This is a genomic window from Azorhizobium caulinodans ORS 571, assembly GCF_000010525.1.
GTDB classification, from domain to species: domain Bacteria; phylum Pseudomonadota; class Alphaproteobacteria; order Rhizobiales; family Xanthobacteraceae; genus Azorhizobium; species Azorhizobium caulinodans.
In genome coordinates this window covers 4436967-4461310 of the sequence record NC_009937.1, presented here as the reverse complement: position 1 = coordinate 4461310, position 24344 = coordinate 4436967, and the positions used below count along the sequence as shown (strand labels likewise).

Sequence of the window (24344 nt, the reverse complement as noted above, 5' to 3'; positions counted from 1 at the left end):
TCCGAGCTCGTTGCAGCGACCCCACCAGCAGACGGTGTCCTCTCCTTTCCGTCATGGCCGGGCTTGTCCCGGCGATCCGGGGGAGGGCGACCAGAAGGGACTTTGCACGATCGGCATGGAGGCAATTCCGGTCGCTCGCACAAGTGGATTGAAGCGGATGCTGAGGACAGGCCGGGGCCTGGCGGGCGGTGCCATGCGCGATCCGGGCGGACCGTGCGCGCCTGGGGCGCATCCAACCAACGACGGAAAGGAGGAGACCCATGAGCAGCTATGCGGAACTGGCGGCCGCCACCAACTTCTCCTTCCTGCATGGCGCCTCACATCCTGCCGAGATGGTGGCGCGGGCGATGGAACTGGGCCTGACGGGCATCGGCATTGCCGACCGCAACACGGTGGCGGGAGTGGTCCGCGCCTATGCGGCGGTGCGCGATGCGCCGGAAAAGGCGCGGGCGGCGCTGGCGGCGGCCAAGGAGAGGAGGGGCGAACTGCCCGAACTGACGGAAGCAGAAAAGACTGCCTGCGAGGTGAAGCTGAAGCTCGCCGTGGGTACACGCTTCGTCTTTGCCGACGGCACGCCGGACATCATCGCCTATCCGGAGGATCGAAAGGCCTGGGGGCGCATCACCCGCCTCCTCACGAGGGGCAACCTCAGGGCCGTGAAGGGCGGCTGCATCCTGAATTTCGAGGATCTGCTGGAGCATCTGGAGGGGCTGCTGCTCATCGTGATGCCGCAGAGCACGGCCGCCCCGCAGGAGGCCCACCGCGCCCCCGTGGGCTATGACTTTGCGGATCAGGAAGAAGCGGAAGACGCCCCCCCTGAAGCGGGCGGGGATCCCGAGGCGTCCGGTGTGCGCTCCTTCGGCCACCTTGCTCTCGTGCCACCGCCCGCGCCGACGCGTCCGGAGGGGCTGGAGGCGGTGCTGGCACGGCTCGCCGCCGAAGCGCCGGGGCGGGTGTGGCTGGGAGCGGCGCTCCACCGGCGCGGCAGCGACGGCCGCCGCCTCGCGCGCCTGCGCCGCCTCGCATCTGCCGCCCGTGTGCCGCTCCTTGCCACCAATGATCCCCTGTACGCGAGCGAGGACCGGCGCCCGCTGCACGATGTGCTCACCTGCATCCGCGAAGGCACGACGCTGGAGGCTGCCGGCCGCCGGCTGGAGGCCAATGGCGAGCGCCACATCCGCACGCCGAACGAGATGGCGCGCCTGTTCCGTGCCTGCCCCGAGGCGCTTCTGGAGACGCAGTGCCTGCTGGAGCGCATCGGCTTCTCGCTGGGCGATCTGAAGTATGAATATCCCCATGAGCCGGTGCCGGAAGGCTGGGCGCCGCAGGATTGGCTTGAGCATCTGGTCACGGAAGCAGCGCACGCGCGCTATGGCGCCGTGTTGCCGGAGAAGGTGAAGGCGCTGCTGGCAGAGGAATTCGCCCTCATCCGCCAGGAGAAATTCGCTTATTATTTCCTTACCGTGCATGACCTCGTGCGCTTCGCCCGCGCGCAGGAGCCGCCCATCCTCTGTCAGGGGCGGGGCTCGGCGGCCAATTCCATCGTCTGTTTCCTGCTCGGCATCACCTCGGTCGATCCCGTCCAGTATAATCTCCTCTTCTCCCGCTTCGTCTCGGAGGATCGGGGCGAGCCGCCCGACATCGACGTCGATTTCGAGCACGAGCGGCGGGAGGAGGTGATGCAATATGTCTATCGCCGCTATGGCCGCCACCGGGCGGGTATCGCCGCCACCGTCATCCATTATCGCGGCCGCAGCGCCGTGCGCGAGGTGTCGAAGGTGCTCGGCCTCACCGAAGACGTGTCGAGCCGCCTCGCGGGCCTTGTCTGGGGCAGCCATTCCGGCGACATGGATGCCCGGCGCATGCAGGAGGCGGGGTTCGATCCGGACAATCCCGAGATGGCGCGCCTGCGCTTCATTCTCGAGCCGCTGCTCAGCGCGCCCTTTCCCCGCCATCTCTCCCAGCATGTGGGCGGATTCGTGCTGACACAGGACCGGCTGGACGAGACCGTGCCCATCCACCACGCTGCCATGGCCGACCGCAGCTTCATCGAATGGGACAAGGACGACATCGACGTGCTCGGCCTGATGAAGGTGGATGTGCTGGCGCTCGGCATGCTCACCTGCATCCGCAAGGCTTTCGAGCTGATGCGTGCGCACGGCCTCGGTGAGAAGACGCTGGAGGTGGACCTCGCCTCGGATGATGAGGCCGTCTATGACATGCTGTGCAAGGGTGACAGCATCGGCGTCTTCCAGGTGGAGAGCCGGGCGCAGATCAACATGCTGCCGCGCCTGAAGCCCCGCAAGCTCTATGACCTCACCATTCAGGTCGCCATTGTGCGGCCCGGCCCCATCGAGGGCGAGATGGTGCATCCCTATCTGCGCCGGCGCGCCGGCCTTGAGGACTGGAGTTTTCCCTCGCCAACGCCGCCGCATCCGGCAAATGAACTGCACGATCTGCTGGGCGAGACCTATGGCGTGCCGCTCTTTCAGGAACAGGCGATGAAGCTCGCCATCGTCGCCGCCGATTTCACGCCCCGTCAGGCCAATGGCCTGCGACGGGCCATGGCCACCTTCCGCAACCCCGGCACCATCCATAGTTTTCGCGCCATGATGGTGGAGGGCATGGTGCGGCGGGGCTATACGCGCGACTTCGCCCTGCGTTGCTTCAAGCAGATCGAGGGCTTCGGCAGTTATGGCTTTCCGGAGAGCCACGCCCTCTCCTTCGCGCGCCTCGTCTATGTCTCGGCCTGGATCAAGTGCCACCATCCGGCGGTGTTCGCCTGCGCGCTGCTCAATTCGCAGCCCATGGGCTTTTATGCCCCGGCGCAGATCGTGCGTGATGCGCGTGAGCACGGGGTGGAGGTCCGCCCCGTGGAGGTCAATGCCAGCGAATGGGACAATACGCTCGAGGAGGCCGCGAACGGGCGGCTCGCCTTGCGCCTCGGCTTCCGGCAGGTGGAAGGGTTTCGCGAGCTCTGGGCGGCGGAGATTGTCGCTGCCCGCGCCTCGGGCCCCTTCTCCAGCGTGGAGGACCTCGCCCGCCGGGCGCATCTGCCGCGGGCCGGTCTGCGGCTCCTGGCGGATGCCGATGCCCTGCGCTCGCTCGGACTGGAGCGCCGGGACGCCTTGTGGGAGGTGCGGCGCACGCCGGAGGGAGAATTGCCGCTCTTTGCCGCCGCCCGCGCGGGGGAACTGAAGGCGGAGCGTGACCTGCCGCTGCCGGCCATGTCGGCGGCCGAGCAGGTGGCGGTGGATTATCAGACCACGCGCCTCTCCCTGAAGGGCCACCCCATGGCCTTCCTGCGTCCGCTGTTCGCCGAGCGCGGCGTGCTCAGCAGTGCGCAGACAGCGGCGGCGCGGGCGGGCGCGAAGGTGCGCACCGCCGGCATCGTGCTCATCCGCCAGCGGCCGGGCAAGGGCAACGCCATCTTCGTGACGCTGGAGGACGAGACCGGCATCACCAATGTGCTCATCTGGGCGCGGCTGTTCGAGACGCTGCGCCTGCCGGTGATGGCCTCCCGCCTCATGCTGGTGCATGGCGAGGTGCAGCGCAGCCGCGAAGGCGTGGTGCATCTCATGGCCAGCCATGTGGAGGATTGCACGCCGGTTCTGGACGGCCACTTCTTCGACAGCACGGCGGGTGCCCATCCGGTGCATCGGGCCGCCCATCCCCGTGACGTGCGCATCCTGCCCCGCTCACGGGACTTCCACTAGGGCAACCAACCAACCCCCGCCGCCTTCGGGGGCGCGAGGGACATCGAGATCGCACGTGCTCCCCCGTTTGTGCGGCGCCTGCACAGGCCGTATGTGCGCGAAACTCTGGACCTCCCTGATGCGCGGGTATATACGCCTATCTGACAGAAGGTGACACGCCGAGGCGTGGACGGCCCGTCGCCGTACCGAACGGTTGGCGTTTTGTCGTTCGGCGTCGGCGCTTGACCAGGCGTTGCCATCGGATGCGCCAACCGGTTGGCGCGTGGTGTCCGTGCTCCATCGGCAGGCAAGGAAAGGAAGAGTCCGCGCAGTTCATAAGGGTATATGCCCGCTCTGATGTGGCTCGCCGGCTCCGTTCGGCTTCCCGACGGCTGCGCGCCCGCGTCTTGCCAGGGCGAAGCTGCCGCCCGATCGGCCGCTGTGCAGCGGCCCCCGACCAACGGCGCCGGGCCACCCCCGGTCGATCCGTCCCGCCGTGCCGAAAGGCGCGCTCCGCCCCATTGCAGGAGGTCCTCATGACCCGAGACATCGTCATTGCCCATCCGGTCCGCACCGCCATCGGCGCCTATAACGGCACGCTGAAGGGCACCCCCGCCACCGACCTCGGCGCCGTGGTGGTGCGCGAAACCGTGCGTCGCGCGGGGCTGGATCCGGCTGCGGTCGGGTCCGTGGTGATGGGAAATGTCATCCAGGCGGGGAACCGCATGAACCCCGCCCGGCAGGCTTCCATCCATGGCGGGCTGCCGGTGGAGGTGCCCGCCATGACCGTCAATCGGGTCTGCGGGTCCGGCGCGCAGGCCGTGGTGACTGCAGCGCTGGAGATCGCCTCCGGCCTCCATGATGTGGCTGTGGCCGGCGGCATGGAGAATATGGATCGGGCGCCCTACCTCATGGATGGCGGCCGCTGGGGTTATCGGATGGGCCCCGCCCAGATCCTCGACAGCATGCTGACGGACGGGCTGAATGATGCCTTCTCCGGCTCCCATTCCGGCTGGCACACGGAAGATCTCGTCGCGCGGTCCCAGATCACCCGCGCCGAGCAGGATGCCTTTGCGGCGCGCTCGCAGCAGCGCTTCGCGGCGGCCCAGGCCGAAGGCCGGTTCACCGAGGAGATCGTCGCGGTGGAGGTGAAGGGCCGGAAGGGCATCGAGCTTTTCAGCGTCGACGAGGCGCCGCGCCCCGACACCACGGTCGAGACGCTGGCCAGGCTGCGGCCCGCCTTCCGGCCCGAGGGCACCATCACGGCCGGCAATGCGCCGGGTCTCAACAGCGCCGCTGCGGCCATGATCGTCGCCGAGCGCGCCTTTGCCGAGAAGAGTGGCATTGCGCCCCTCGGACGGCTGGCCGGCTTCGGCATTGCGGGCGTGGAGCCGGGTCTCTTCGGCCTCGGTCCGGTGCCGGCGGTGCGCAAGGCGCTCCAGCATGCCGGCTGGTCGCTCGGCGACATCGAACGGATCGAGATCAACGAGGCCTTCGCCGCCGTGCCCATCGCGGTGGCCCGTGAGCTTGGTCTGCCGGAGGACATCGTGAATGTGGAAGGCGGGGCGGTGGCCCATGGCCACCCGATTGGTGCCACTGGCGCGATCCTCGTGACGCGCCTGCTCCATGCCATGAAGCGTGACGGCGTGAAGCGCGGCGTGGTCACCCTGTGCATCGGCGGCGGCCAGGGCATCGCGCTGGCGCTCGAAGCGGCGTGACGGCTTGAGGCGGCGCCGACTCTAGTTCGTGGAGGCGGCCGATGCCGCCTCTGCGAGCCTGCTGAACTGGAAGACGGGCATGGCCTTGCCGAAGAGATAGCCCTGGAAGCCGTCGCAGCCCCATGCCTGAAGGAGCCGATATTGCTCCTCGGTCTCGACGCCCTCAGCCACGAGAAACAGGCCCAGCGTGCTGCACATGTCGATCAGCAGGCGGACAATGGCGCGGTCCTGTTCCTCGGACGCCATCCTGCTGACGAAGGTCTTGTCGATCTTGATCTCGTCCACCGGCAGGTTCCTCAGCATGTGCAGCGAGGAGTAGCCGGTGCCGAAATCGTCCAGGGACCAGCGCAGGCCGACGTCCCGCAGGGCGCTCATCTTTTCGGCGGCCACGTCCGGGTCGCGCACGAAGAGGCTTTCGGTCAGCTCGAGCTTGAGCCGGGAGGGATCGGCTCCGGTGTGGGCGAGGATCTCTCTCACCCGCGGCACGAAATCGGGCTGGCGGAACTGCGACGCGCTGACGTTGACCGAGATCGTGAGGTCGCGGGTCGCGGGGATCTCGGCCCACAGCGCCAGTTGCGCGCAGGCGGTTCTGAGGACCCAGTCGCCCAGAGGCACGATGAGGCCCGTTTCCTCGGCCAGCGTGATGAACTTTGCGGGTGGAATGATGCCATGGTCGGGATTGAACCACCTCAGGAGCGCCTCCGCCCCGAGGATCCGGCGGGACGGGTCGACTTGCGGCTGGTAATGCAGGCGGAAGTCCCCCCGGGCGAGGGCGCGCCGCATCTCGCCTTCGAGTTGGTGGTAGGAGGCCATGTCCACCTGCATCAAGGTCAGCACGACACCGAGCGCGATCACCGCCGTTATGGCGTTGACCCACATGCCGACGTATCGAACGCGCTCGGGCGCCATCAGGTCGGGATGGCTGACGCCCATATCCGAACACTGGAAGACGATGAACAGCACGAAGTAGAGGCAGGGGAGGAAATATCTCAGATAGGCCCGCTCCTGCGAGAAGATGAAGAAGATCCCCACCCCAATGGGCAGCAGGAAAAGATGCGTTGATCTCTGAATGTCCCCGAGCGGGGCATCGATCAGGCAAAGCCACGTGACGAAGGGCAGAAGCGCGTGGGCGATGAAGATGGCGGCCGCGCGGGCATGATCGAGGAATATCAGGGCAAGCGCGGGGATGGCGAGGGCACTCAGCGCCAGATGGACCGCCATCATGACCCAGTGCCCGTGCAGCCCGTAAAAGACGCTCCAACCGCCGCCCAGCGCCACGAACACGCCACTTCCGAAAAGCAGGAGGGAGCGAACCCGTCTGTGCCGGCGCTGTTCCGGAGACCAGTCAAAGACGGAATTGCGTTTCATGGTCTCGGCCGTTTGCAGGGGAATTTCCGCCAGGTGCGGGCAGGTGGCGCCTTGGCCACGGCTGGAGGGGGAGCAGATGTGATCCGGATTCTATTCGTCCCGGCCCCCGCCTGAAACAAGCGGAGCTGGAGAACTGGATCCGTCGCCTTGATTCACGCGCACGAATTCATGAGGCAACGCATGTTGTCAATATCTGCGTGCGCTTTGTCCTTCATTTCCGGCCTGCATACCTTTCAGTGCCACGCCGATCCCTTGTGCCGTAGCACTTTTCTGCAGAGAGCCGCTCGCGCTTTGCGCCGGGCTGTTTGCGGGCAAGGGAGGGGCGCGCACGATCCGCTGTGTCAGGATGCCAAGGCTTCCGCGCGCTGGCGGAGCACGCCGGAGAGGTGCTCGGCGAACTGCGCGCCGGCGAGCGGCAGGTTGCGGCCCCGCAACTGGCCGAGCACAAGATCGGCGCCGGCCAGGTCCCGTTCGTCCACGGGGCGCACAACCACACCCGGCGGCATGGCTTCCGGTTCCGCGCCGATCTCGATCTGGAACGAGATCATGCCGCAATGGACCACGAGCCCCCGCAGCAGTTCGAAGGAATTGGCCTCCGCCGCCACCGAGAAGCGCAGGCCCGAGCGCGACAAGCGCTCCTCGATCATCTGCCGTCCTCCGGTGGAGAGCTCGGACAATGCCAGCGGATAGCCCGTGCAGTCGGCGAGCCGCAGCTTCGGCTTGCGGGCGAGGGGATGGTCCGCCGGCATCAACGCCACCAGCCGCTGCGGCAGGGTCATGAGCGGGCGCAGGCGGCCGATGAAGGCCGGGCGAAAGACGAGGACGAGGTCCACCTCATAATCCACCAGCAGGGTGATGGCGTGCTCGTGGTCGGCCACCATCACCTCGAAGGTCATCAGCGGATAGCGCAGGCGAAAGGCGGCGATCTGCTGGGGGAGAAAATCGTGCGCCAGCGCCTGGCTGCAGGCGATGCGCACGGTGCCGCGCCGCAGCCCGCGCAGATCCTCCAGTTGCGAGCGCATGCGGTCGGCATCATTGAGTTGCTCGCGGATGTAACTCACGAACACCTCGCCCGCCGCCGTGAGGCTGACGCCGCGTGCCCGCCGCTCCAGCAGCTTGAGGCCCAGTTCCTCCTCCAGATCCATGATGCGCCGGTTAAGGGCCGAGGGCGTGACGTTGAGCCGGGCGGCCGCCCCGCGGATGGAGCCGGTGCGGGCCACTTCGTCCATGTAGCGCAGGAATCTGAGATGCCGCATGCCGTCTCCACCGGGTTGTAGCCATTTGGGCTACAATGCGTGGAATATTCGGCAATAGATAGCATCACTCCACCGTGCGTAGTCTCACGGGGTTCGGGAGCGCCGCCTCCCGCCAGCCGCGAGCCGCGCCCCATGACCTCCGCAGGTTCAGTCACCGCAGGCCTTTCCACGCTCAGCTTCGCGCGCCCCGTCCCCGCGCCGCGCCCCGTGGCCGTTCCGGCAACGCCGCAAGACGCGGAGATCGACCTCGCGCGCACGGCCCTCGTCATCGTGGACATGCAGAACGACTTCCTGCATCCGGACGGCTGGTTTCCCCGGCTCGGTGTCGATGCGGCACCGCTTCTGGCCATCGTGCCGCGCCTGAAGGCACTGGCAGCGGCGGCGCGCGCCGCCGGACTGCCGGTGATCTTCGTCAACTGGGGTGTGCGGGCGGACCGGGCGGAACTGTCCGCACCCCTCCTCGCCAAGGCTGGCGCCAGCGGCCGGCGGCCGGTCTATGGCGATCCGTCCGCCTCGGGACGCGGGCGCATCCTCGTGGAAGGCGACTGGGGGGCGGCCACCATCGACGCGCTGGCGCCCGAGCGCGGCGATCTCGTGGTGCACAAGCACCGGCTCTCCGGCTTCCATGACAATGAGTTCGACTCGATCCTGCGCAACCGCGGCATCGACACGCTGCTGTTCAGCGGCGTCAACATTGACCGCTGCGTTTTCTCCACGCTCTGCGACGCGAGCTTCCGCGGCTACGGCTGCCTGCTGGTGGAGGACGCCTGCGCCACCGTGTCCCCGGCCTATGTGTCGGACGCCATCCTCTTCCTCGTGCGCCAGCTCTACGGCGTCACGCTCGCGAGCGATGCCCTCATCGCCGCGCTCGAAGCCCAGCCTCAATGACAACCCAGAACCAGACGGGGACCCTCCAGATGACATTCGGAAAACTGACGCGCCGCCTCGCTCTGGGGCTCGCGCTCGGCATGGCGTCCAGCGCCTTCGCTGGCCTGCCCGCGCTTGCTGAAACCAAGATCAAGATGGTGCTGAACTGGAAGTATCAGGGCCCGCAGGGCATGTTCTTCCTGGCGCAGGACCGGGGCTACTTCAAGGCCGAGGGTCTTGACGTGACCTTCGACCAGGGCAATGGCTCCGGCGCCGCGGTGCCGCTGGTTGCCAACGGCACCTATGACATGGGCTTCGGCGACGTGAACGCGCTGATCGAGCTGGTCGCCAAGAAGCCGGAGGGCGCGCCGGTCGCCGTCTACATCATGTTCAACCAGCCACCCTTCACCATCGCGGTGAAGGCGGACAGCCCCATCAAGACGCCGAAGGATCTGGAGGGCAAGACGCTGGGTGGTGCGGCCAATGACGGCGCGCTGAAGCTCTTCCCGGCCTTCTGCAAGCTCGCCAAGATCGACTGCTCCAACATCAAGATCACCAACATGCAGCCGAACCTGCGCGAGCAGATGCTCATGCAGGGGCAGGTGGATGGCGTGTTCGGCTATGTGAACACCATCCGCTTCTCGGCCAAGCTGATCGGCGTCGATGACGACAAGCTGCGCTACATCAATTTCGGCGACTACGGCATGGATCTCTATTCCAACGGGATCATCGTGTCCGCCGATCTCGTGAAGAACAATCCCGAGGCCATCAAGGGTTTCCTGCGTGCTCTGAACAAGGGCATGATCGATGCGCTGAAGGACCCGGACGCCGCCGTGGCGGCGGTTGCCAAGCGTGAGCCGCTGATCAAGGTGCCGCTGGAGAAAGAACGGTTCGACGCCACGCTGAAGGCGGAGATGAACCATCCGGAGATCGCCAAGATCGGTCTTGGCAACGTGGATCCCGTCCGCCTGCAGCAGTCCATCGACATCCTGGTCGATGCCAACAAGCTGCCCTCCACGCCCAAGGCGAGCCAGATCTTCGATCCTGCCTTCCTGCCCCCGGTCGCCGACCTGCCGAAGAAACTGTTCTGAGCACCGGCAAGCCTTCGCGCCGCTCCTCAAGGGAGCGGCGCCCAACAAGAACGGACATCCAAAATGGATCTCAAGCTCAAGGATCGCGTGGCGATCATCACCGGCCCCGCCAAGGGCATGGGCGCCGCCATCACCCGCGCGTTCGCCGAGGAGGGCTGCAAGCTGGTGCTGATCGGCCGCGACACCGCCGCCATCGCCCCCATCGCCGACGAGGTGCGCGCCCGGCGCGCCGAGGCCATCGTGCTGCCGTGCGACCTTACCGATGCCGCCGCCTGCGAGACGGCGACCGCGCGGGCGCTGGACGCCTTCGGCACCGTGGACATCCTCGTCAATGTGGCCGGCGGCTCGGGCCCCATCGGCAAGACGGGTGTGGAGACGACGCCGGAGGAGTTCGACGAGATCGTCACGCTCAACATGAACGGCTGCTTCCACACCATGCGCGCCGTCCTGCCGACCATGATTGCCCGGCGCTACGGCAAGATCGTCAATGTGGGCGGCACCTTCGGCATGCGTGGGCGGGCGGGCCGCATGGCCTACTCGGCCTCCAAATGGGGCCTGCGCGGCATCACCAAGAGCTTCGCACTGGAGGTCGGGCCGCACAACATCAACGTGAACTGCGTCGAGCCCGGCATGGTCGACGGTCCGCGCTTCCGCGACAAGGTCTGCGCCGACATGGCCAGGAAGCTCGACATCACGCTGGAGGAGGCGATGGCCCGCCACGCGGCCGACTATGCGCTGCGCCGCGTGACCACCGACGAGGACGTGGCCAATGCCTGCCTGTTCCTCGCCAGCGACGTTTCCCGCCAGCTCACCGGCATCGACATGCCGGTCGATGGCGGCTGGGCCATGCTCTGAGGAGGGCGACATGAGCGAACCTGCGGATCTGGTCATCCACGGCGGTCGGATCGTCTCGCCGGAGACGGTCCTGGAGGCCTCCATTGCCGTGCGCGGCGGCACCATCGTCGCGGTGGGCGCGGCGGACGCCATGCCGGAGGCGAAGGAGACCTTCGATGCTTCCGGCCTGCACATCCTGCCCGGTGCCATCGACGTGCACGTGCACTTCCGGGACCCCGGCTACACCCACAAGGAAGATTTCGAGAGCGGCACGGCCGCCGCGGCCTTCGGCGGCGTGACCACCGTCTTCGACATGCCAAACACCATCCCAACGGTGGCCGATGGCGAGACCCTGAGGGCCAAGCACGCCATTGCGGCGTCAAAGGCGCATGTGGACTACGGCCTCTATGCGGTGCTGGGCGAGGATACGATCGGGAAGGTGTCGGAGCTGATCGAGGCCGGAATCATCGGCTTCAAATGCTACATGGGTAACACCTTCGGCCGCATTCCCTCGCCCTCCACCGGGGCGATGCTGGAGGCCTTCGAGGTGGTGGCGCCCACGGGCAAGCGCATCTCCCTCCATGCCGAGACCAATTCGGTGATGGAGCGCCGCCAGCAGCGCCTCACCGACAGCGGGCGTGCCGATCCGCTTGCCCATCTGGCCTCCCGTCCCGCGGTGGTGGCGGTGGAGGCGGTGGCCCGCGCGGCGATCCTCGCCGAATGGACGGGCGCGCGCATCCACATCCTCCACATCTCCTCCGCCGCCGAACTGCGGCCGCTGCGCGATGCCAAGGCGCGCGGTGTGGACATCACGGGCGAGACCTGCCCGCATTACATGATGTTGGGCGAAGCGGATTATGCCCGCTGCCGGGGCGTGATCCGGGTCAATCCGCCAGTGCGCGAGAGCGCCAATGACGCCCCCCTGTGGGCGGCCCTCATCGACGGCACCATCGACATGATCGCCACCGATCATGCGCCCCACACGCCGGAGGAGAAGACCCGCGCCGACATCTGGGCCGTGGACTGCGGCTTCCCGGGCGTCGAGACCCAGATGCCGCTCATGCTGACCGAAGTAGCGGCAGGCCGCTATTCCATCTGCGATTATGTGCGTTGGAGCGCGGTCAATCCGGCCAAGGTGTGGGGTCTCTATCCCCGCAAGGGCGTGATTCAGCCCCGCGCCGATGCCGATTTCGCCTTCGTCGATCTCGACCACGCCTGGACGCTGCGCGACGCCGATCTTCAGTCGCGCTCGAAGATCTCTCCCTGGGACGGCAGGCCCGTGGTCGGGCTGCCACGCCACACCATGGTGCGCGGCCGCTTCGTGATGAAGAACCGCGCGCTGGTGGCGGACACCAAGGGCCACGGCCGTTCCGTCCATGTCATCCAGCAGATGCCCGAGCCGCGCCCCCTCCACACGGACGAGACACTGGCCGCCGTCATCGCCGCCCGTCCGGAGGCGGCGGCATGAACGAGGATGCGCCCACCTTCGTCCAGCTTGAGGACGTGCGGCTCACGTATGGCCGCGGCGAGCGCATGGTGGAGGCCCTCGGCACCACCAATCTCAAGATCGGGCAGGGCGATTTCGTCGCCCTCGTCGGCCCCTCCGGGTGCGGCAAGTCTACCATCCTCAAGCTGGTGACGGGGCTCATTCCGGCCTCCGTCGGCTATGTCTTCGTCGCCGGCCGCGAGGTGGGTGCCGAGCCGGTGCGTGTGGGCATGGCCTTCCAGAACCCGACGCTGCTGCCCTGGCTCACCATCCGGCAGAACGTCATGCTGCCGCTGAAGATCGTGCCGCCCTTCCGCCAGCAGTACCGGGCCAAGAAGAAGACCGAGTTCCGCGACCGGGCCGAGGCGTTGCTGGCACAGGTGGGGCTCTCGGGCTTCGGCGACAAGTTCCCCTGGCAGCTCTCCGGCGGCATGCTCCAGCGCGCCTCCCTGTGCCGCGCGCTGATCCATGATCCGCAGTTGCTGATGCTGGACGAGCCCTTCGGCGCCCTCGACCAGTTCACCCGCGAGGAACTGTGGGCGATCCTTCAGGATCTCTGGCTGACCCGCCGGCCCACGGTGCTGCTGGTCACGCATGATCTGAAGGAGGCGGGCTATCTCGCCAACCGCGTCTGCGTCATGCGGGCCCGTCCCGGCCGCATCGTCGAGGACTGCCATGTGGACTTCGCCCGCCCGCGCACCATCGAGATGACCTACGAGCCCGGCTTCGTCTCGCTGACCCAGCGCCTGCGTGGCCTGATCGTTTCCGCCCGCAGCCCTGCCGCGGTGGAGGCCTCCGCATGAGCTACGCCTTGCGCCGCCGGCTCTCCTCGACCGCCGTCATCATCGGCTTCTTCGTCCTGTGGGAAGCCGCCTGCGTGATCTTCCACATCAAGGAGATCGTGCTGCCGCGCCCCTCGCAGGTGCTGGCCACGCTCTGGCTTCAGGCCCCGGCCATCTGGCCGCATACGGTGCAGACCCTTTACACGACGCTGATCGGCTTTGCGCTTGGCATTGTCAGCGGCGTGCTTCTCGGTGTCGTCATCGGCTCCTCGCGCCTTGCCTATGACACGGGTTATCCGCTGCTCATCGGCTTCTCCTCCATCCCGAAGGTGGCGGTGGTGCCGATCTTCGTCCTGTGGTTCGGGGCTGGCACGGTGCCGGCGGTGCTCACGGCCATGATCATGAGCCTCTTCCCCATCGTGGTGAACGTGGCCACCGGCCTTGCCACCACAGAGCCGGAACTGGAGGACGTGATGAAGGCGCTGCGCGCCACCAAGCTCGACATCCTGTTCAACGTCGGCCTGCCGCGCGCCATGCCCTATTTCTTCGCCTCGCTGAAGGTGTCCGTCACGCTCGCCTTCGTCGGCACGGTGATCGCCGAAACCGTGGCCTCCAATCGCGGCATCGGCAATCTGATGATGATCGCCTCTTCCTCCTTCGACGTGCCCCTCGTCTTCGCCGGGCTGCTCGTGCTCGCGCTACTCGGTGTCGGGCTGTACGCGATCTTCTCCCTCATCGAGGGCCGGGTGATCGGCTGGGCGCGGCGCAAGGACGACTACGCCATGGGCTGAAGCCCAACCGACGCGATGCTCAACTTGCGGGAGTGACCGATGAAACGATTGCTTGTGGCCGTCCTGGGCGCGCTCCTGCTGGCAGGGGGAGCCGCCCGTGCAGAGCCGGTGAAGATCCGCTTCACGCTGGACTGGAAGCTCCAGGGCCTCCACGCCTGGTATTACTGGGCCCAGGAGAAGGGATACTTCAAGGCCGAGAATCTGGACGTCACCATCGATCAGGGCGAAGGTTCGGCCGCGACCGTCACCCGCATCATGTCCGGCGTTTATGATGCCGGCTTCGGCGACATCAATGCCGTGATCCAGAACGCCGCCGTGCGCCCGGCAGAAACGCCGGTCATGGTCTACATGATCTACAGCAAGGCGCCCTTCGCCCTCCTCACCAAAGCGGACAGCCCGGTGAAGAGCGTGAAGGATCTCGCCGGCACCAAGCTCGGCGCGCCTGCGGGCGGCGCCGCCTTCAAGCTGCTGCCCCTTCTGGCGAAGGCCAACGGGCTTGAGTACGGCAGCATCGCCATCACGCAGGTGGCGCCCAATCTTCAGGAGCAGATGCTGCTTCAGGGCCAGGTGAATTCCATCGCCGTCTTCTCCGCCACCAGCTACATGAACCTCGTCGCCCTGAAGCTCGATCCGGACAAGGACTTCCGCTGGATCTTCTATTCGGACGCCGGCATCGATCTTTATTCCAACGGCATCATGGTGTCCCGGAAGCTGGCGAACGACAGCCCGGAGGCGGTGAAGGGGCTGCTGCGCGCCATCAACCGCTCCATCAGGGAGACGGTTGAGAACCCGGATGCCGCTATCGCACTGCTGGCGGCCAAGGAGCCGCTCATCAACAAGGACATCGAGAAGCGCCGGCTGATCTATGTCTACAAGTCGCTCATCGACACGCCCGAAGCCCGCCAGCTCGGCCTTGGCGACATCAGCGACGCGCGGTTGGACACAGCCATCAATCTGATCTCCGAAGCCTTCGAACTGCCGAAGAAGCCCGCGCCGGCCCAGGTCTTCGACCGCGCCTTCCTGCCGCCCAAGGCCGACCGCGTGCCGCCGCAGGTGGGCCCGTGAGCGAGCCCCGCACGCTCTCCTGTGCCCATCTGCTGGCCGACCCGCGGGGGGCGGCCGCTGGGCCGAAGCGCCTGACGCTTCGGGACGGACGCATCGAGGCCCTCTTGGCAGCGCAGGGGCCGGTGGACGATCTCTTCGTCATGCCGACGCCCGTCAACGCCCACGATCACGGCCGGCCGGTGCGGACGAGTTCCATCGGTGCCGGCGGCAAGCCGCTGGAAGCGTGGATTCCGTATCTGGCCCTCTTCCCGTCTGTTGATCCCTACCTTGCCGCGGCGCTCTCCCTCTCGCACAGCGCGCTGGGCGGCGCGGGCGTGGTGATGATGCACTACACCCGCGCGCAGGGCTTCACCGATCTTCCAGGCGAGGTGCGGGAGGTGGCGCGCGCGGCCCGCGACGTGGGCGTGCGGGTCGGCTTCGCGATCGCGATGAAGGATCGCAACCCGCTCGTCTATGGACCGAGTGCCTCCGTCCTGGGCGGCGTTGCTGAGCCGGCGCGCAGCCGGATCGAACGACAGTTCCTGCGTCCGTCGCTCGAGCCGAAGGCTTTCATCGAACTGGCCGATGCGGTGGCGGAAGCGGCGGGCGGGCCGGATTTCGATGTCCAGTACGGGCCGAACGGCCCCCAATGGTGCTCGGATGCGCTGCTGGAAGCGGTGGCCGAGGCGTCGGCCCGCACCGGACGCCGGGTGCATATGCACCTGCTGGAAAGCCGCTACCAGCGGGCCTGGGCGGATGAGGCCCATCCCGGCGGCATCGTCCGGCATCTCGACGCGCTCGGCCTCCTGTCTGAGCGCCTGACGCTTGCCCATTGCGTCTGGGCACGACCTGACGAACTCGCTCTGCTGGCCGAGCGGGGCGTCACCATCGTCAGCAACCCGTCCTCCAATCTCCATCTGCGCTCGGGCATCGGTCCGGTGGCCCAGATGAAGGCGCGGGGTTGCCGGGTGGCCTTCGGCGTCGATGGCCGGGCCATGGATGAGGACGACGACATGCTGCGGGAAATCCGCCTCGCGCATCTCCTGCACCTCGGCACCGGCTTCAAGGCGGCGGTGACACAGAACGCCATTCTGGAGATGGCGCTGGTGAACGGCCGCCGCTCCGTCCTCAACCGCGCGGACGGCGGTCGCCTCGCGCCCGGTGAACCGGCGGACCTGCTGGTGCTGGACTGGGCCCGGCTGGAGGATGACCGGCTGCGGGACGATCTCGATGCCGTCGAACTGGTCGTGACCCGCGCCACTGCCCGCCACATCCGAGAGCTGATCGTGGGTGGCCGTACCATCGTGCGCGACGGTGCCATCACCGGCATCGATCTGCGGGCGGTGCGGGCCGAGCTTCTCGCCCAGATGCGTGCCGGCATGGCCGGCATGGCGGACCTCGCCGCGGCCCTGCCATCGCTGGAGGCCGCCATGGCCGCTCATTTCGAACCCGGGTGCTGCTGACATGCCCATCGCCAAGGTCCACCGCATTGCCACCGCGAGCCCTGACGACGTGTCGGGTCTTGCCGCTGCCATCGCCACGGGGGCCATCGCGCCTGCGGGCATCCTCGCCATCTTTGGAAAGACCGAGGGCAATGGCTGCGTGAACGATTTCTCCCGCGGCTTTGCCGTCCAATCGCTCCAGATGCTGCTGCGCGGTCACATGGGAGCTGCGGCAGACGAAGTGTGCCTCGTCATGTCCGGCGGCACCGAAGGCGGGATGTCGCCCCATTTCCTCGTGTTCGAACGGGCGGAGGGAAACGCTCCCGAAGCGGCCCCGGCGCTTGCCATCGGCCGCGCGCACACGCCGGATCTGCCCTTCGAGGCGCTGGGGCGCATGGGGCAGGTGCGGATGGTGGCGCAGGCCGTACGGCGGGCCATGGCGGCGGCGGGCATCACCGATCCGGAGGACGTGCATTTCGTGCAGGTGAAATGCCCGCTTCTCACCGCCATGCGCGTGAAGGAGGCTGAGGCGCGCGGCGCCACCACGGCCACGTCGGACACGCTCAAATCCATGGGCCTCTCACGCGGGGCGAGCGCGCTCGGCATTGCGCTGGCGCTGGGGGAGGTGGCGGAAGACGCGCTTTCCGACGCCGTCATCTGCGCCGACTACGGGCTGTGGTCGGCGCGCGCGAGCTGTTCCAGCGGTATCGAGCTTCTGGGCCACGAGATCGTCGTGCTCGGCATGTCGGAGGGCTGGAGCGGCCCGCTCGCCATCGCTCATGGCGTGATGGCGGACGCCATCGATGTGACGCCGGTGAAAGCGGCTCTGTCGGCTCTGGGCGCTGAAGCCGGTGAGGCCACCATCGTGCTCGCCAAGGCGGAGCCCAGCCGCAGCGGGCGCATCCGCGGCAAGCGCCACACCATGCTGGACGACAGCGACATCTCTCCCACGCGGCATGCCCGCGCGTTCGTGGCCGGTGCGCTGGCGGGCGTCGTCGGGCACACGGAGATCTATGTCTCCGGCGGCGGCGAGCATCAGGGGCCCGATGGCGGTGGGCCGGTGGCTGTCATCGCCGCGCGGACGATGGGTTAGGGAAGCTCTCCTGAAGCACGCAAAGGTTGAGTTCTGCGTCGTCGAGCAGGTATCGAAAGGTGCTTGACAGGTGGGGCAAAGCTCCTCAATCTAAAAATCAAGCAATAGGCAATGTTGCCTAATATTGCGTCACATCGAAGCTCTTTTCCAACGCGCGCGTTGCATTCGCAGGCGCTTCGGTTGGTGGCGACGGCGCCCGCGGCTTTCCAGCCGACGGGCGTTTTTGTTTTTGTGGGGATCCGCATGGCGCACTACCGCATCGGCGTGATGTTCTCGGCCAACGGCCCCTATGGGGTCGTCGCCCGCACGCTGCTGAACGGCGCCCTGCTGGCTTTTGCCGAACTCGAAGCCGCCGGCGGCCCGGTGACGCTGGAGCCGGTGATCGTGGACCCCCACGGCGACAATGCCGCCTACCGCCGGTTCAGTCTCGATCTCCTGGGCTCCGGCATCCGTAACGTCATCGGCTGCTACACGTCTTCAAGCCGCAAGGAAGTCATTCCCTGCTTCGAGAAGCATGACGGCCTGCTCTGGTATCCCTCCCATTACGAGGGCTTCGAGAGCTGCGACAACGTCATCTATACGGGTGCCTCGCCCAACCAGCATGTGCTGCCACTCGCCGAATATCTTGCGGCCAATGTCGGCCTGCGCGGCTTCTGCATCGGCTCCAACTATATCTGGGCGTGGGAGAACAACCGCATTTTCCGCGAGGCCTTCGGGGCGATGAGCGGCACGGTGGTGGCCGAGCGTTACTTCCCCGTGGGCGATACAGACTTCGAGCGGGTGGCCGAGACCATCGTTGAGCAGAAACCGGATTTCGTCTTCAACAACCTCATCGGCACCAGCGCCTATGCCTTCTTCCGCGCCTTCCACGCGGTCTGCGCGCGCCAGGGCATCGACCGGGCCCGCACGCTGCCCGTCGCCAGCTGCACGCTGGCCGAGCCGGAACTGGTGGAGATCGGGCGGGAGGCGGCCGAGGGCAATCTAAGCTCCAGCGTCTATTTCGCCTCGCTGCAGACGCCCGCCAATCTCGCCTTCACTTCCGCCTATGCGCGCATGTTCCCGGATGCGCCCATCCCCTGTGCCGATGCGGAAGCCTCCTACATGGCGGTGAAACTGCTGGCGGGTGCCCTTGCGCGTGCGGGCACCGACGAAGCGCGCGCCGTGCGTGCGGCGGTCGCCGGCCAGCGGCTGGAGGCGCCGCAAGGGGAAGTGCGCATCGACCCCGACACGTTTCACGCCTGGCTCACGCCCCGCATCGCCCGTTCCGCCACCGATTTCCAGTTCCAGGTGCTTCTGGAGGCGCCCCATCCGGTGGCGCCCGATCCTTACCTTGTCCAGTCCTCGCCCCGGCTTTCTGTGCCGATGCGCCCCCCCAAGCTGAGAGTGGTGCAGTGATGTCTGCTCGACTGGTTCAGAACTTCAAAGGTGGCCGCGCATTCATCGTGACGGCGACCCCCGGCCTTGAGGGCGCGCTGGCGCCGACGCTTGCCCGCCTCGGGGTGGAGAGCCTGTATCCCCGTCTGGTGAACGGCCGGGCCGAGATCCCCTTCGAGACGCTGCGTCCCGAACGGGACATGCTGTTCGTGGATGGCGATCTGGAGGGCGCCGTCGGCCTTGAACTGGAGGATGCGGAGGCGCTCCCGCCGGTGCCGGTGATTGGCCTCGTGGGCGTTGAGGCGCCAAGCCGCCTCAAGGCGCTGGTGCATGTCGGCGCCACCGCCTTCCTGCGCAAGCCCGTTCATGGCGGCGCGGTCTATGCGGCCCTCTTCATGGGCATCAACCAGTTCCAGCTGCGCAGCCAGATGTGCGCGCGCTTCGAGGCGTTGCAGGCCCGCCAGCGCGGCCGCCGCTTTGTCTTCCAGGCCACCCTTCAGGTGATGGCGCGCACCGGCCTCGACGAGGATCAGGCCTATGCCCAGCTCCGGCACGAGAGCATGCGCACCCGCCAGGCGTTGGAAGTGTATTGCGAGGACTTCGTGAAGCGGCATCACAAGACCGCGACGGCCTCCCTCCGGTCCGAAGGCGCTCCGCCCCGGCCCGGCAAGCCAAAGGCAATGTAGGAGAACCGACCAGATGAAGAAGAGCGTTTTGCGGGGGCTGCGGGCCGCAGCCTTCTCGGGAACACTTGTGCTCGGTTCCGGGGCGGCCTTCGCGGCAGACCCGGTCAAGATCGGCGTGCTGGAGGACCAGTCGGGCGACTTCGCCGTCGCCACCATCGGCAAGGTCCATGCGATCCAGCTCGCGGCCGACGAGATCAACAAGGCCGGCGGCATCGCTGGGCGGCCTGTTGAGCTGGTGATCTATGACACCCAGTCGGATAACACCCGCTATCAGGAATTCATGCGCCGCGTGCTCCAGCGCGACAAGGTGGATGTGGTGTTCGCGGGCTTCTCCTCCGCCTCGCGCGAAGCCTATCGGCCCATCGTCGACCAGCTCAACGGCTTTGCTTTCTACAACAACCAGTATGAAGGCGGCGTCTGCGACGGCCACATGATCGTCACCGGCGCGGTGCCGGAGCAGCAGTTCTCCACCCTCATCCCCTGGATGATGGAGAAGTACGGCAAGAAGGTCTACACGCTGGCTGCGGACTACAATTTTGGCCAGATCTCGGCCGAATGGGTGCGCCAGATCGTCAAGCAGAATGGCGGCGAGATGGTGGGCGAGGACTTCATCCCCCTCGGCGTCTCCCAGTTCTCGCAGAACATCCAGAACATCCAGAAGGCGAAGCCCGATTTCGTGGTGACGCTGCTGGTGGGCACCGCGCAGGCCTCCTATTACGAGCAGGCGGCCGCCGCCAACGTGAACCTGCCCATGGCCTCCTCGGTGAACGTGGGGCAGGGCTATGAGCACAAGCGCTTCAAGCCGCCGTCGCTCAAGGACATGTACGTCACCACGAACTACATCGAAGAGATCGACAGCCCGAAGAGCAAGGAGTTCGTGGCCAAGTTCAAGGCGAAGTTCCCGAACGAGCCTTACGTGAACCAGGAGGCCGAGAACTCCTATCTCGCCGTCTATCTCTACAAGCAGATGGTGGAGCGGGCGAAATCCACCAAGCGCGACGACATCCGCAAGGTGATCGCGCAGGGCGACGTGTGCATGGATGCCCCCGAGGGCAAGGTCTGCATCGACCCCAAGAGCCAGCACATGTCCCACACCATCTATCTCGCCAAGGTGGGCGCCGACCACTCCATCACGTTCCCGAAGGTGTGGGAGGACATCAAGCCCTACTGGCTGGGTGAAGCGGGCTGCGACCTGACCAAGAAGGACCCGATGGCGCAGTACACGCCCTCGAACCCGCCGCCGAAGAACTGATCGGCTCTCTCCCCGACCGATCGGTTCGCTTGCCGCCGCCCCGCCTCCTGCGGGGCGGTCCTCCGCCCCTTTTCCTCCCGCTGCCGGTGCTGCCCGACAATGGATCTTGCAACCCTCCTTTTCTCGGCGCTCTACCAGTTCGGCGATGCCTTCGCCTTCCTGGTGCTGTCCGCCTGCGGGCTGGCCGTCATCTTCGGCATGATGGGCGTCATCAATCTCGCCCATGGCGAGTTCATCATGTGCGGAGCCTATGTCTCGGTCAGCGCGGCCCGCGCCGGCCTGCCTCTGCCGCTGGCCGTGCTCGCCGGAGCGCTGGCCTCGGGCCTTGCGGGCATGGTGATCGAGCGGCTCGTCATCCGTCACCTTTATGAGCGTCCGCTCGATACCATTGTCGCCACCTGGGGCATCAGCCTCATCGCCACGCAGGGCACGCTCATTCTGCTGGGCTCGTCCCTTCAGGGCATCGGCACGCCGCTCGGCGGTTTCCAGGTGGGCGCCTATTCCTATTCGCTCTATCGCGTGGTGTTGTTCCTCTCCGCCCTCGCGGTGCTGGCGGCGCTCTATGCGCTGTTCAACTGGACGAAGTTCGGCGTCATCGCCCGTGCCACCATTCAGGTGCCGCACATGGCGGCCGCGCTGGGGGTGGACACGCGGCTCATCTACAGCCTCACCTTCGGCCTCGGCGCGGCGCTGGCGGGGCTTGCCGGCGGGCTCTATGCCCCGACCATGACACTGGTGCCCACCATGGGCGCCACCTTCATCATGGAAGCCTTCGTCACCGTGGTCGTGGGCGGGGCGGACGTCTTCCTCGGCACCGCGCCGGCCGCCGCCATCCTCGCCATCGTGAAGGCCAGCATGACCTCCTGGCAGGGGCAGCTCTTCGGGCAGATCGGGCTCCTGGTCACGGTCATCGTCGTCATCCGCATCCTGCCGCGGGGGCTGTCCGGCTTCCTGCTGCGCGAGCGGGCGTGAGGAGGGCGCGATGGCATTCGGCATTCTCACCCGGCTCGAAGGCCCGCAGACGCTGGGGCGCGGCCCCGCCTTCTGGGGCGGCTTCCTCCTCGTGCTCGCCGCCGCCTGCGCCTATCCGCTGTTTGCGGATGGGTACACGGTGGGCAACACGGTCTATTTCTTCACCTGGGTCTTCATGGCCCTCGGTCTCAGCGTCATCTGGGGCTATTGCGGCGCGCTCAGTTTCGGTCAAACGGCCTTCTTCGGCATCGCCGGCTATGGCTATGGCATCCTCACGATCAATTTCGGCAGTGCGTATGGCTTCACGCTGATTGCGCTGGTGATTGCGGTTGCGCTCGCCTGCCTGTTCGCGGCGCTGCTCGGCTACTTCCTGTTCTACGGACGCATTGCCGGCGTGTTCCTCGGCATCGTCACCCTCTCCGTCACGCTGGTGCTGGAGCGCTTCATGGCCCAGACGGCGGGGCCGGAGTGGAGGATCGGCGCGGCCCGCCTCAATGGCTTCAACGGCATGAGCAACATGCCCCAGCTCACCATTCCCTGGCCGGGGGGCGACGTCGTGCTCTTTCCCGACGTGGAGCTTTATTACGTGGTGCTGGGCCTGATGGTGCTCGTCTATCTCGCTCTGCGCATCCTGCTCAATTCCAGATTCGGGAACGTCATCGTCGCCATCCGCGAGAACCCCGAGCGGGCGGAGATGCTGGGCTATGACGTGCGGCGCTATCAACTCGTGGCCTTCGTCATCGGTGCTGCGCTCGCCGGGCTTTCGGGCGTGCTCTACACCACATGGGGTCAGTACATCACGCCCTCCAGCATGGGCATGACGGCGGCGGCCCTGCCCATCGTGTGGGTGGCGGTGGGTGGCCGTTCCGACATCACCACCACGCTGGTCGGCACGCTGGCGGTACTCTCCGGTTTCCAGACGCTCACCATCTACGGCAGCCAGTATGCGCTGGTCGTGATGGGGCTCCTTCTGGTGGTCACGGTGCTGGCCGCTCCGCGCGGCCTCGTCATGGCACTGGCGGACGTTCTTGCCCGCCCGTTCCGCCGCAAGGGGGAGGGCGCGTGATGGCTTTGCTCGAAACCCGTTCCCTCAATAAGCATTTCGGCGGCCTCCACGTCACCAATTCCGTGGACCTGAGCCTTGAGGCGGGAGAGATCCACTGCCTCATCGGCCCCAACGGAGCGGGCAAGAGCACGCTGTTCCGCCTCATCCTTGGCGAGCATAGGCCGAGCAGCGGCACCATCGCCTTTGCCGGTGAGGACATCACAGGCCTGCATTCCTTCGAGCGCATCCGGCGCGGCATCTCGGTGAAATTCCAGGTGCCCGGCGTGTTCAAGGGCCTCAGCGCGCGGCAGAATCTGGAGATCGCCCTGCAACGGCGGCTCGCCGGCGCGGCGCTGGCGCGGGAGATCTCCCGCCTGCTCGATTTCCTCGGCCTCGGCGCGGCGGCGGACACGCCCGCCGGCAGCCTCAGCCACGGGCAGAAGCAGTGGCTGGAGATCGGCATGGCCATCGCGCTGGAGCCGCGCCTCCTGCTGCTGGACGAGCCAACCGCCGGCATGTCTCCGGAGGAAACCCACCTCACCGGCGAACTGGTGCGGCGGCTGAACGGGGAGGGCATGACCGTGCTCGCCGTGGAGCATGACATGGCCTTCGTGCGGCAGGTGGCGCACAAGGTCACCGTGCTCCACCTCGGCCGGGTCTTCGCCCAGGGCTCCATCGACGACATCGTGGCCGACGAGCGCGTCGCCGCCATCTATCTGGGGCAGGCCCATGCGTAAGGAAGTCATCCTCTCCACGCTGGGCCTGCGTGCGGGCTATGGCGGCAAGCCCGTGCTTCAGGGGTTGGACGTGGAGATCCGCGAAGGCGAGATTGTCGCCATCATCGGCCGCAATGGCGTGGGCAAGTCCACGCTCATGAAGAGCCTCATCGGCCTCGTGCCCGCCATGGAGGGTTCCATTCTCTACAAGGGTGCGGCCATCGAGGCGCTGCCGCCGCATCGCCGCGCGCGGCTTGGTCTCGGCTATGTGCCGCAGGGCCGCGATGTCTTCCCGCGCCTCACGGTGGCGGAGAATATCGCGGTCGGGGCGGCCATTCGCGGCCGGGCGGAGCCGGAGGCGCTGGCGCCCATCCTTGAGGCCTTCCCCATCCTGAAGGAGCGCTGGGCGCAGCGGGCAGGCACCATGTCGGGCGGCCAGCAGCAGCAGCTTGCCATCGCCCGCGTGCTCATCGCGCGGCCGAGCCTCATCCTGCTGGACGAGCCCTCCGAGGGCATCCAGCCCAACATCGTGCAGGACATTGCCCGCAACATGGTGGCGCTCAACGCCGCCACGGGCGTTACCGTCGTGCTGGTGGAGCAGAACATCGACATGATCCGCGCCATGGCCCAGCGCTGCTACGTGATGGACAAGGGCCGCATCGTCGCCGCCCTTGACCGCGCCGCCCTCGATGACGCGCAGGAGATGCGCCGCCATCTGGCGGTGTGACAGCCCGGCCGCCCAGCGGCGTCCGGAACGGGTACCTCCGCCGAACGACCTTCGGCGGCTTATAAATAAGCAAAAAATCAGTAATTTAAACCAGGAGGCGGGTCC

The 24344-nt window shown here is 66.9% G+C and carries 20 protein-coding genes; 18 read left to right on the top strand and 2 right to left on the bottom strand.

Annotation, left to right across the window (positions count from 1 at the left end; all coding sequences use genetic code 11):
- Window positions 1-260: 260 nt before the first annotated feature.
- Both AZC_RS20030 and AZC_RS20025 read left to right on the top strand, forming a co-directional pair.
- A complete protein-coding gene (locus AZC_RS20030) occupies window positions 261-3716 on the top strand; it encodes an error-prone DNA polymerase (RefSeq protein ID WP_043879633.1) in 3456 nt (1151 codons plus the stop codon).
- A gap of 515 nt (window positions 3717-4231) precedes the next feature.
- Entirely contained in the window at window positions 4232-5413 is a 1182-nt protein-coding gene (locus AZC_RS20025; protein ID WP_043879632.1) for a thiolase family protein, read from the top strand.
- A 21-nt stretch (window positions 5414-5434) separates the two neighbouring features.
- On the opposite strand, the gene AZC_RS20020 is transcribed toward AZC_RS20025, so the two are convergent.
- Together AZC_RS20020 and AZC_RS20015 are read right to left on the bottom strand one after the other, a co-directional pair.
- The gene (locus tag AZC_RS20020; RefSeq protein ID WP_052286020.1) at window positions 5435-6697 is read right to left on the bottom strand and encodes a putative bifunctional diguanylate cyclase/phosphodiesterase; all 1263 of its coding nucleotides are present in this window, start codon (window positions 6695-6697) and stop codon (window positions 5435-5437) included.
- Window positions 6698-7122: 425 nt separating this feature from the next.
- A complete protein-coding gene (locus tag AZC_RS20015; RefSeq protein ID WP_012172421.1) occupies window positions 7123-8037 on the bottom strand; it encodes a LysR substrate-binding domain-containing protein in 915 nt (304 codons plus the stop codon).
- A gap of 132 nt (window positions 8038-8169) precedes the next feature.
- Here AZC_RS20015 and AZC_RS20010 point away from each other — a divergent pair, with 132 nt between their 5' ends.
- The 16 genes from AZC_RS20010 to AZC_RS19935 all read left to right on the top strand — a co-directional run bounded on the left by AZC_RS20010 (window position 8170) and on the right by AZC_RS19935 (window position 24239).
- Entirely contained in the window at window positions 8170-8925 is a 756-nt protein-coding gene (locus AZC_RS20010) for a cysteine hydrolase family protein (protein ID WP_043879631.1), read from the top strand.
- A gap of 29 nt (window positions 8926-8954) precedes the next feature.
- On the top strand, window positions 8955-9995 hold the full coding sequence (locus tag AZC_RS20005) for an ABC transporter substrate-binding protein (protein WP_043880555.1): 1041 nt from the start codon (window positions 8955-8957) through the stop codon (window positions 9993-9995).
- Between the two features lie 63 nt (window positions 9996-10058).
- Complete coding sequence (locus AZC_RS20000; RefSeq protein ID WP_012172418.1) at window positions 10059-10850, top strand: SDR family NAD(P)-dependent oxidoreductase; 792 nt, start codon at window positions 10059-10061, stop codon at window positions 10848-10850.
- Window positions 10851-10860: 10 nt separating this feature from the next.
- On the top strand, window positions 10861-12297 hold the full coding sequence (allB, locus tag AZC_RS19995; protein ID WP_012172417.1) for an allantoinase AllB: 1437 nt from the start codon (window positions 10861-10863) through the stop codon (window positions 12295-12297).
- Entirely contained in the window at window positions 12294-13118 is an 825-nt protein-coding gene (locus AZC_RS19990) for an ABC transporter ATP-binding protein (RefSeq protein ID WP_012172416.1), read from the top strand. The genes allB and AZC_RS19990 overlap by 4 nt, the downstream gene beginning before the upstream one ends.
- Window positions 13115-13888, top strand: coding sequence for an ABC transporter permease (locus tag AZC_RS19985; RefSeq protein ID WP_012172415.1), 774 nt, complete (start codon window positions 13115-13117; stop codon window positions 13886-13888). The genes AZC_RS19990 and AZC_RS19985 overlap by 4 nt, the downstream gene beginning before the upstream one ends.
- 39 nt (window positions 13889-13927) lie before the next feature.
- The gene (locus tag AZC_RS19980) at window positions 13928-14953 is read left to right on the top strand and encodes an ABC transporter substrate-binding protein (protein ID WP_012172414.1); all 1026 of its coding nucleotides are present in this window, start codon (window positions 13928-13930) and stop codon (window positions 14951-14953) included.
- Entirely contained in the window at window positions 14950-16395 is a 1446-nt protein-coding gene (locus AZC_RS19975; RefSeq protein WP_012172413.1) for an amidohydrolase family protein, read from the top strand. The genes AZC_RS19980 and AZC_RS19975 overlap by 4 nt, the downstream gene beginning before the upstream one ends.
- Window position 16396: 1 nt before the next feature.
- Entirely contained in the window at window positions 16397-17467 is a 1071-nt protein-coding gene (locus tag AZC_RS19970; protein WP_012172412.1) for a ring-opening amidohydrolase, read from the top strand.
- 243 nt (window positions 17468-17710) lie between these two features.
- Window positions 17711-18862, top strand: coding sequence for a transporter substrate-binding domain-containing protein (locus AZC_RS19965; RefSeq protein ID WP_244421746.1), 1152 nt, complete (start codon window positions 17711-17713; stop codon window positions 18860-18862).
- Window positions 18862-19527, top strand: a complete 666-nt coding sequence (locus tag AZC_RS19960) for an ANTAR domain-containing response regulator (RefSeq protein ID WP_012172410.1) — start codon at window positions 18862-18864, stop codon at window positions 19525-19527. Before AZC_RS19965 ends, AZC_RS19960 begins: the two co-directional genes overlap by 1 nt.
- Window positions 19528-19540: 13 nt before the next feature.
- A complete protein-coding gene (locus AZC_RS19955; RefSeq protein WP_012172409.1) occupies window positions 19541-20779 on the top strand; it encodes an urea ABC transporter substrate-binding protein in 1239 nt (412 codons plus the stop codon).
- A 99-nt stretch (window positions 20780-20878) separates the two neighbouring features.
- The gene (locus AZC_RS19950; RefSeq protein WP_012172408.1) at window positions 20879-21751 is read left to right on the top strand and encodes an ABC transporter permease subunit; all 873 of its coding nucleotides are present in this window, start codon (window positions 20879-20881) and stop codon (window positions 21749-21751) included.
- Window positions 21752-21761: 10 nt separating this feature from the next.
- Window positions 21762-22817, top strand: a complete 1056-nt coding sequence (locus AZC_RS19945) for an ABC transporter permease subunit (RefSeq protein WP_012172407.1) — start codon at window positions 21762-21764, stop codon at window positions 22815-22817.
- Entirely contained in the window at window positions 22817-23533 is a 717-nt protein-coding gene (locus AZC_RS19940; RefSeq protein WP_012172406.1) for an ABC transporter ATP-binding protein, read from the top strand. The genes AZC_RS19945 and AZC_RS19940 overlap by 1 nt, the downstream gene beginning before the upstream one ends.
- Window positions 23526-24239 carry an ABC transporter ATP-binding protein gene (locus AZC_RS19935; protein ID WP_012172405.1) on the top strand — a complete coding sequence of 238 codons (714 nt, stop codon included), beginning with the start codon at window positions 23526-23528 and terminating at the stop codon, window positions 24237-24239. Before AZC_RS19940 ends, AZC_RS19935 begins: the two co-directional genes overlap by 8 nt.
- Window positions 24240-24344 lie beyond the last annotated feature (105 nt).

Coding starts and splice junctions, on each gene's coding strand:
- AZC_RS19985 (WP_012172415.1), top strand. CDS start 13,115: ATGAGCTACGCCTTGCGCCGCCGGCTCTCCTCGACCGCCGTCATCATC.
- AZC_RS20015 (WP_012172421.1), bottom strand. CDS start 8,037: ATGCGGCATCTCAGATTCCTGCGCTACATGGACGAAGTGGCCCGCACC.
- AZC_RS19990 (WP_012172416.1), top strand. CDS start 12,294: ATGAACGAGGATGCGCCCACCTTCGTCCAGCTTGAGGACGTGCGGCTC.
- AZC_RS19935 (WP_012172405.1), top strand. CDS start 23,526: ATGCGTAAGGAAGTCATCCTCTCCACGCTGGGCCTGCGTGCGGGCTAT.
- AZC_RS19940 (WP_012172406.1), top strand. CDS start 22,817: ATGGCTTTGCTCGAAACCCGTTCCCTCAATAAGCATTTCGGCGGCCTC.
- AZC_RS19960 (WP_012172410.1), top strand. CDS start 18,862: ATGTCTGCTCGACTGGTTCAGAACTTCAAAGGTGGCCGCGCATTCATC.
- AZC_RS20010 (WP_043879631.1), top strand. CDS start 8,170: ATGACCTCCGCAGGTTCAGTCACCGCAGGCCTTTCCACGCTCAGCTTC.
- AZC_RS19970 (WP_012172412.1), top strand. CDS start 16,397: ATGCCCATCGCCAAGGTCCACCGCATTGCCACCGCGAGCCCTGACGAC.
- AZC_RS19965 (WP_244421746.1), top strand. CDS start 17,711: ATGGCGCACTACCGCATCGGCGTGATGTTCTCGGCCAACGGCCCCTAT.
- AZC_RS19945 (WP_012172407.1), top strand. CDS start 21,762: ATGGCATTCGGCATTCTCACCCGGCTCGAAGGCCCGCAGACGCTGGGG.
- AZC_RS19980 (WP_012172414.1), top strand. CDS start 13,928: ATGAAACGATTGCTTGTGGCCGTCCTGGGCGCGCTCCTGCTGGCAGGG.
- AZC_RS20030 (WP_043879633.1), top strand. CDS start 261: ATGAGCAGCTATGCGGAACTGGCGGCCGCCACCAACTTCTCCTTCCTG.
- AZC_RS20000 (WP_012172418.1), top strand. CDS start 10,059: ATGGATCTCAAGCTCAAGGATCGCGTGGCGATCATCACCGGCCCCGCC.
- AZC_RS20025 (WP_043879632.1), top strand. CDS start 4,232: ATGACCCGAGACATCGTCATTGCCCATCCGGTCCGCACCGCCATCGGC.
- AZC_RS20005 (WP_043880555.1), top strand. CDS start 8,955: ATGACATTCGGAAAACTGACGCGCCGCCTCGCTCTGGGGCTCGCGCTC.
- AZC_RS19950 (WP_012172408.1), top strand. CDS start 20,879: ATGGATCTTGCAACCCTCCTTTTCTCGGCGCTCTACCAGTTCGGCGAT.
- AZC_RS19955 (WP_012172409.1), top strand. CDS start 19,541: ATGAAGAAGAGCGTTTTGCGGGGGCTGCGGGCCGCAGCCTTCTCGGGA.
- allB (WP_012172417.1), top strand. CDS start 10,861: ATGAGCGAACCTGCGGATCTGGTCATCCACGGCGGTCGGATCGTCTCG.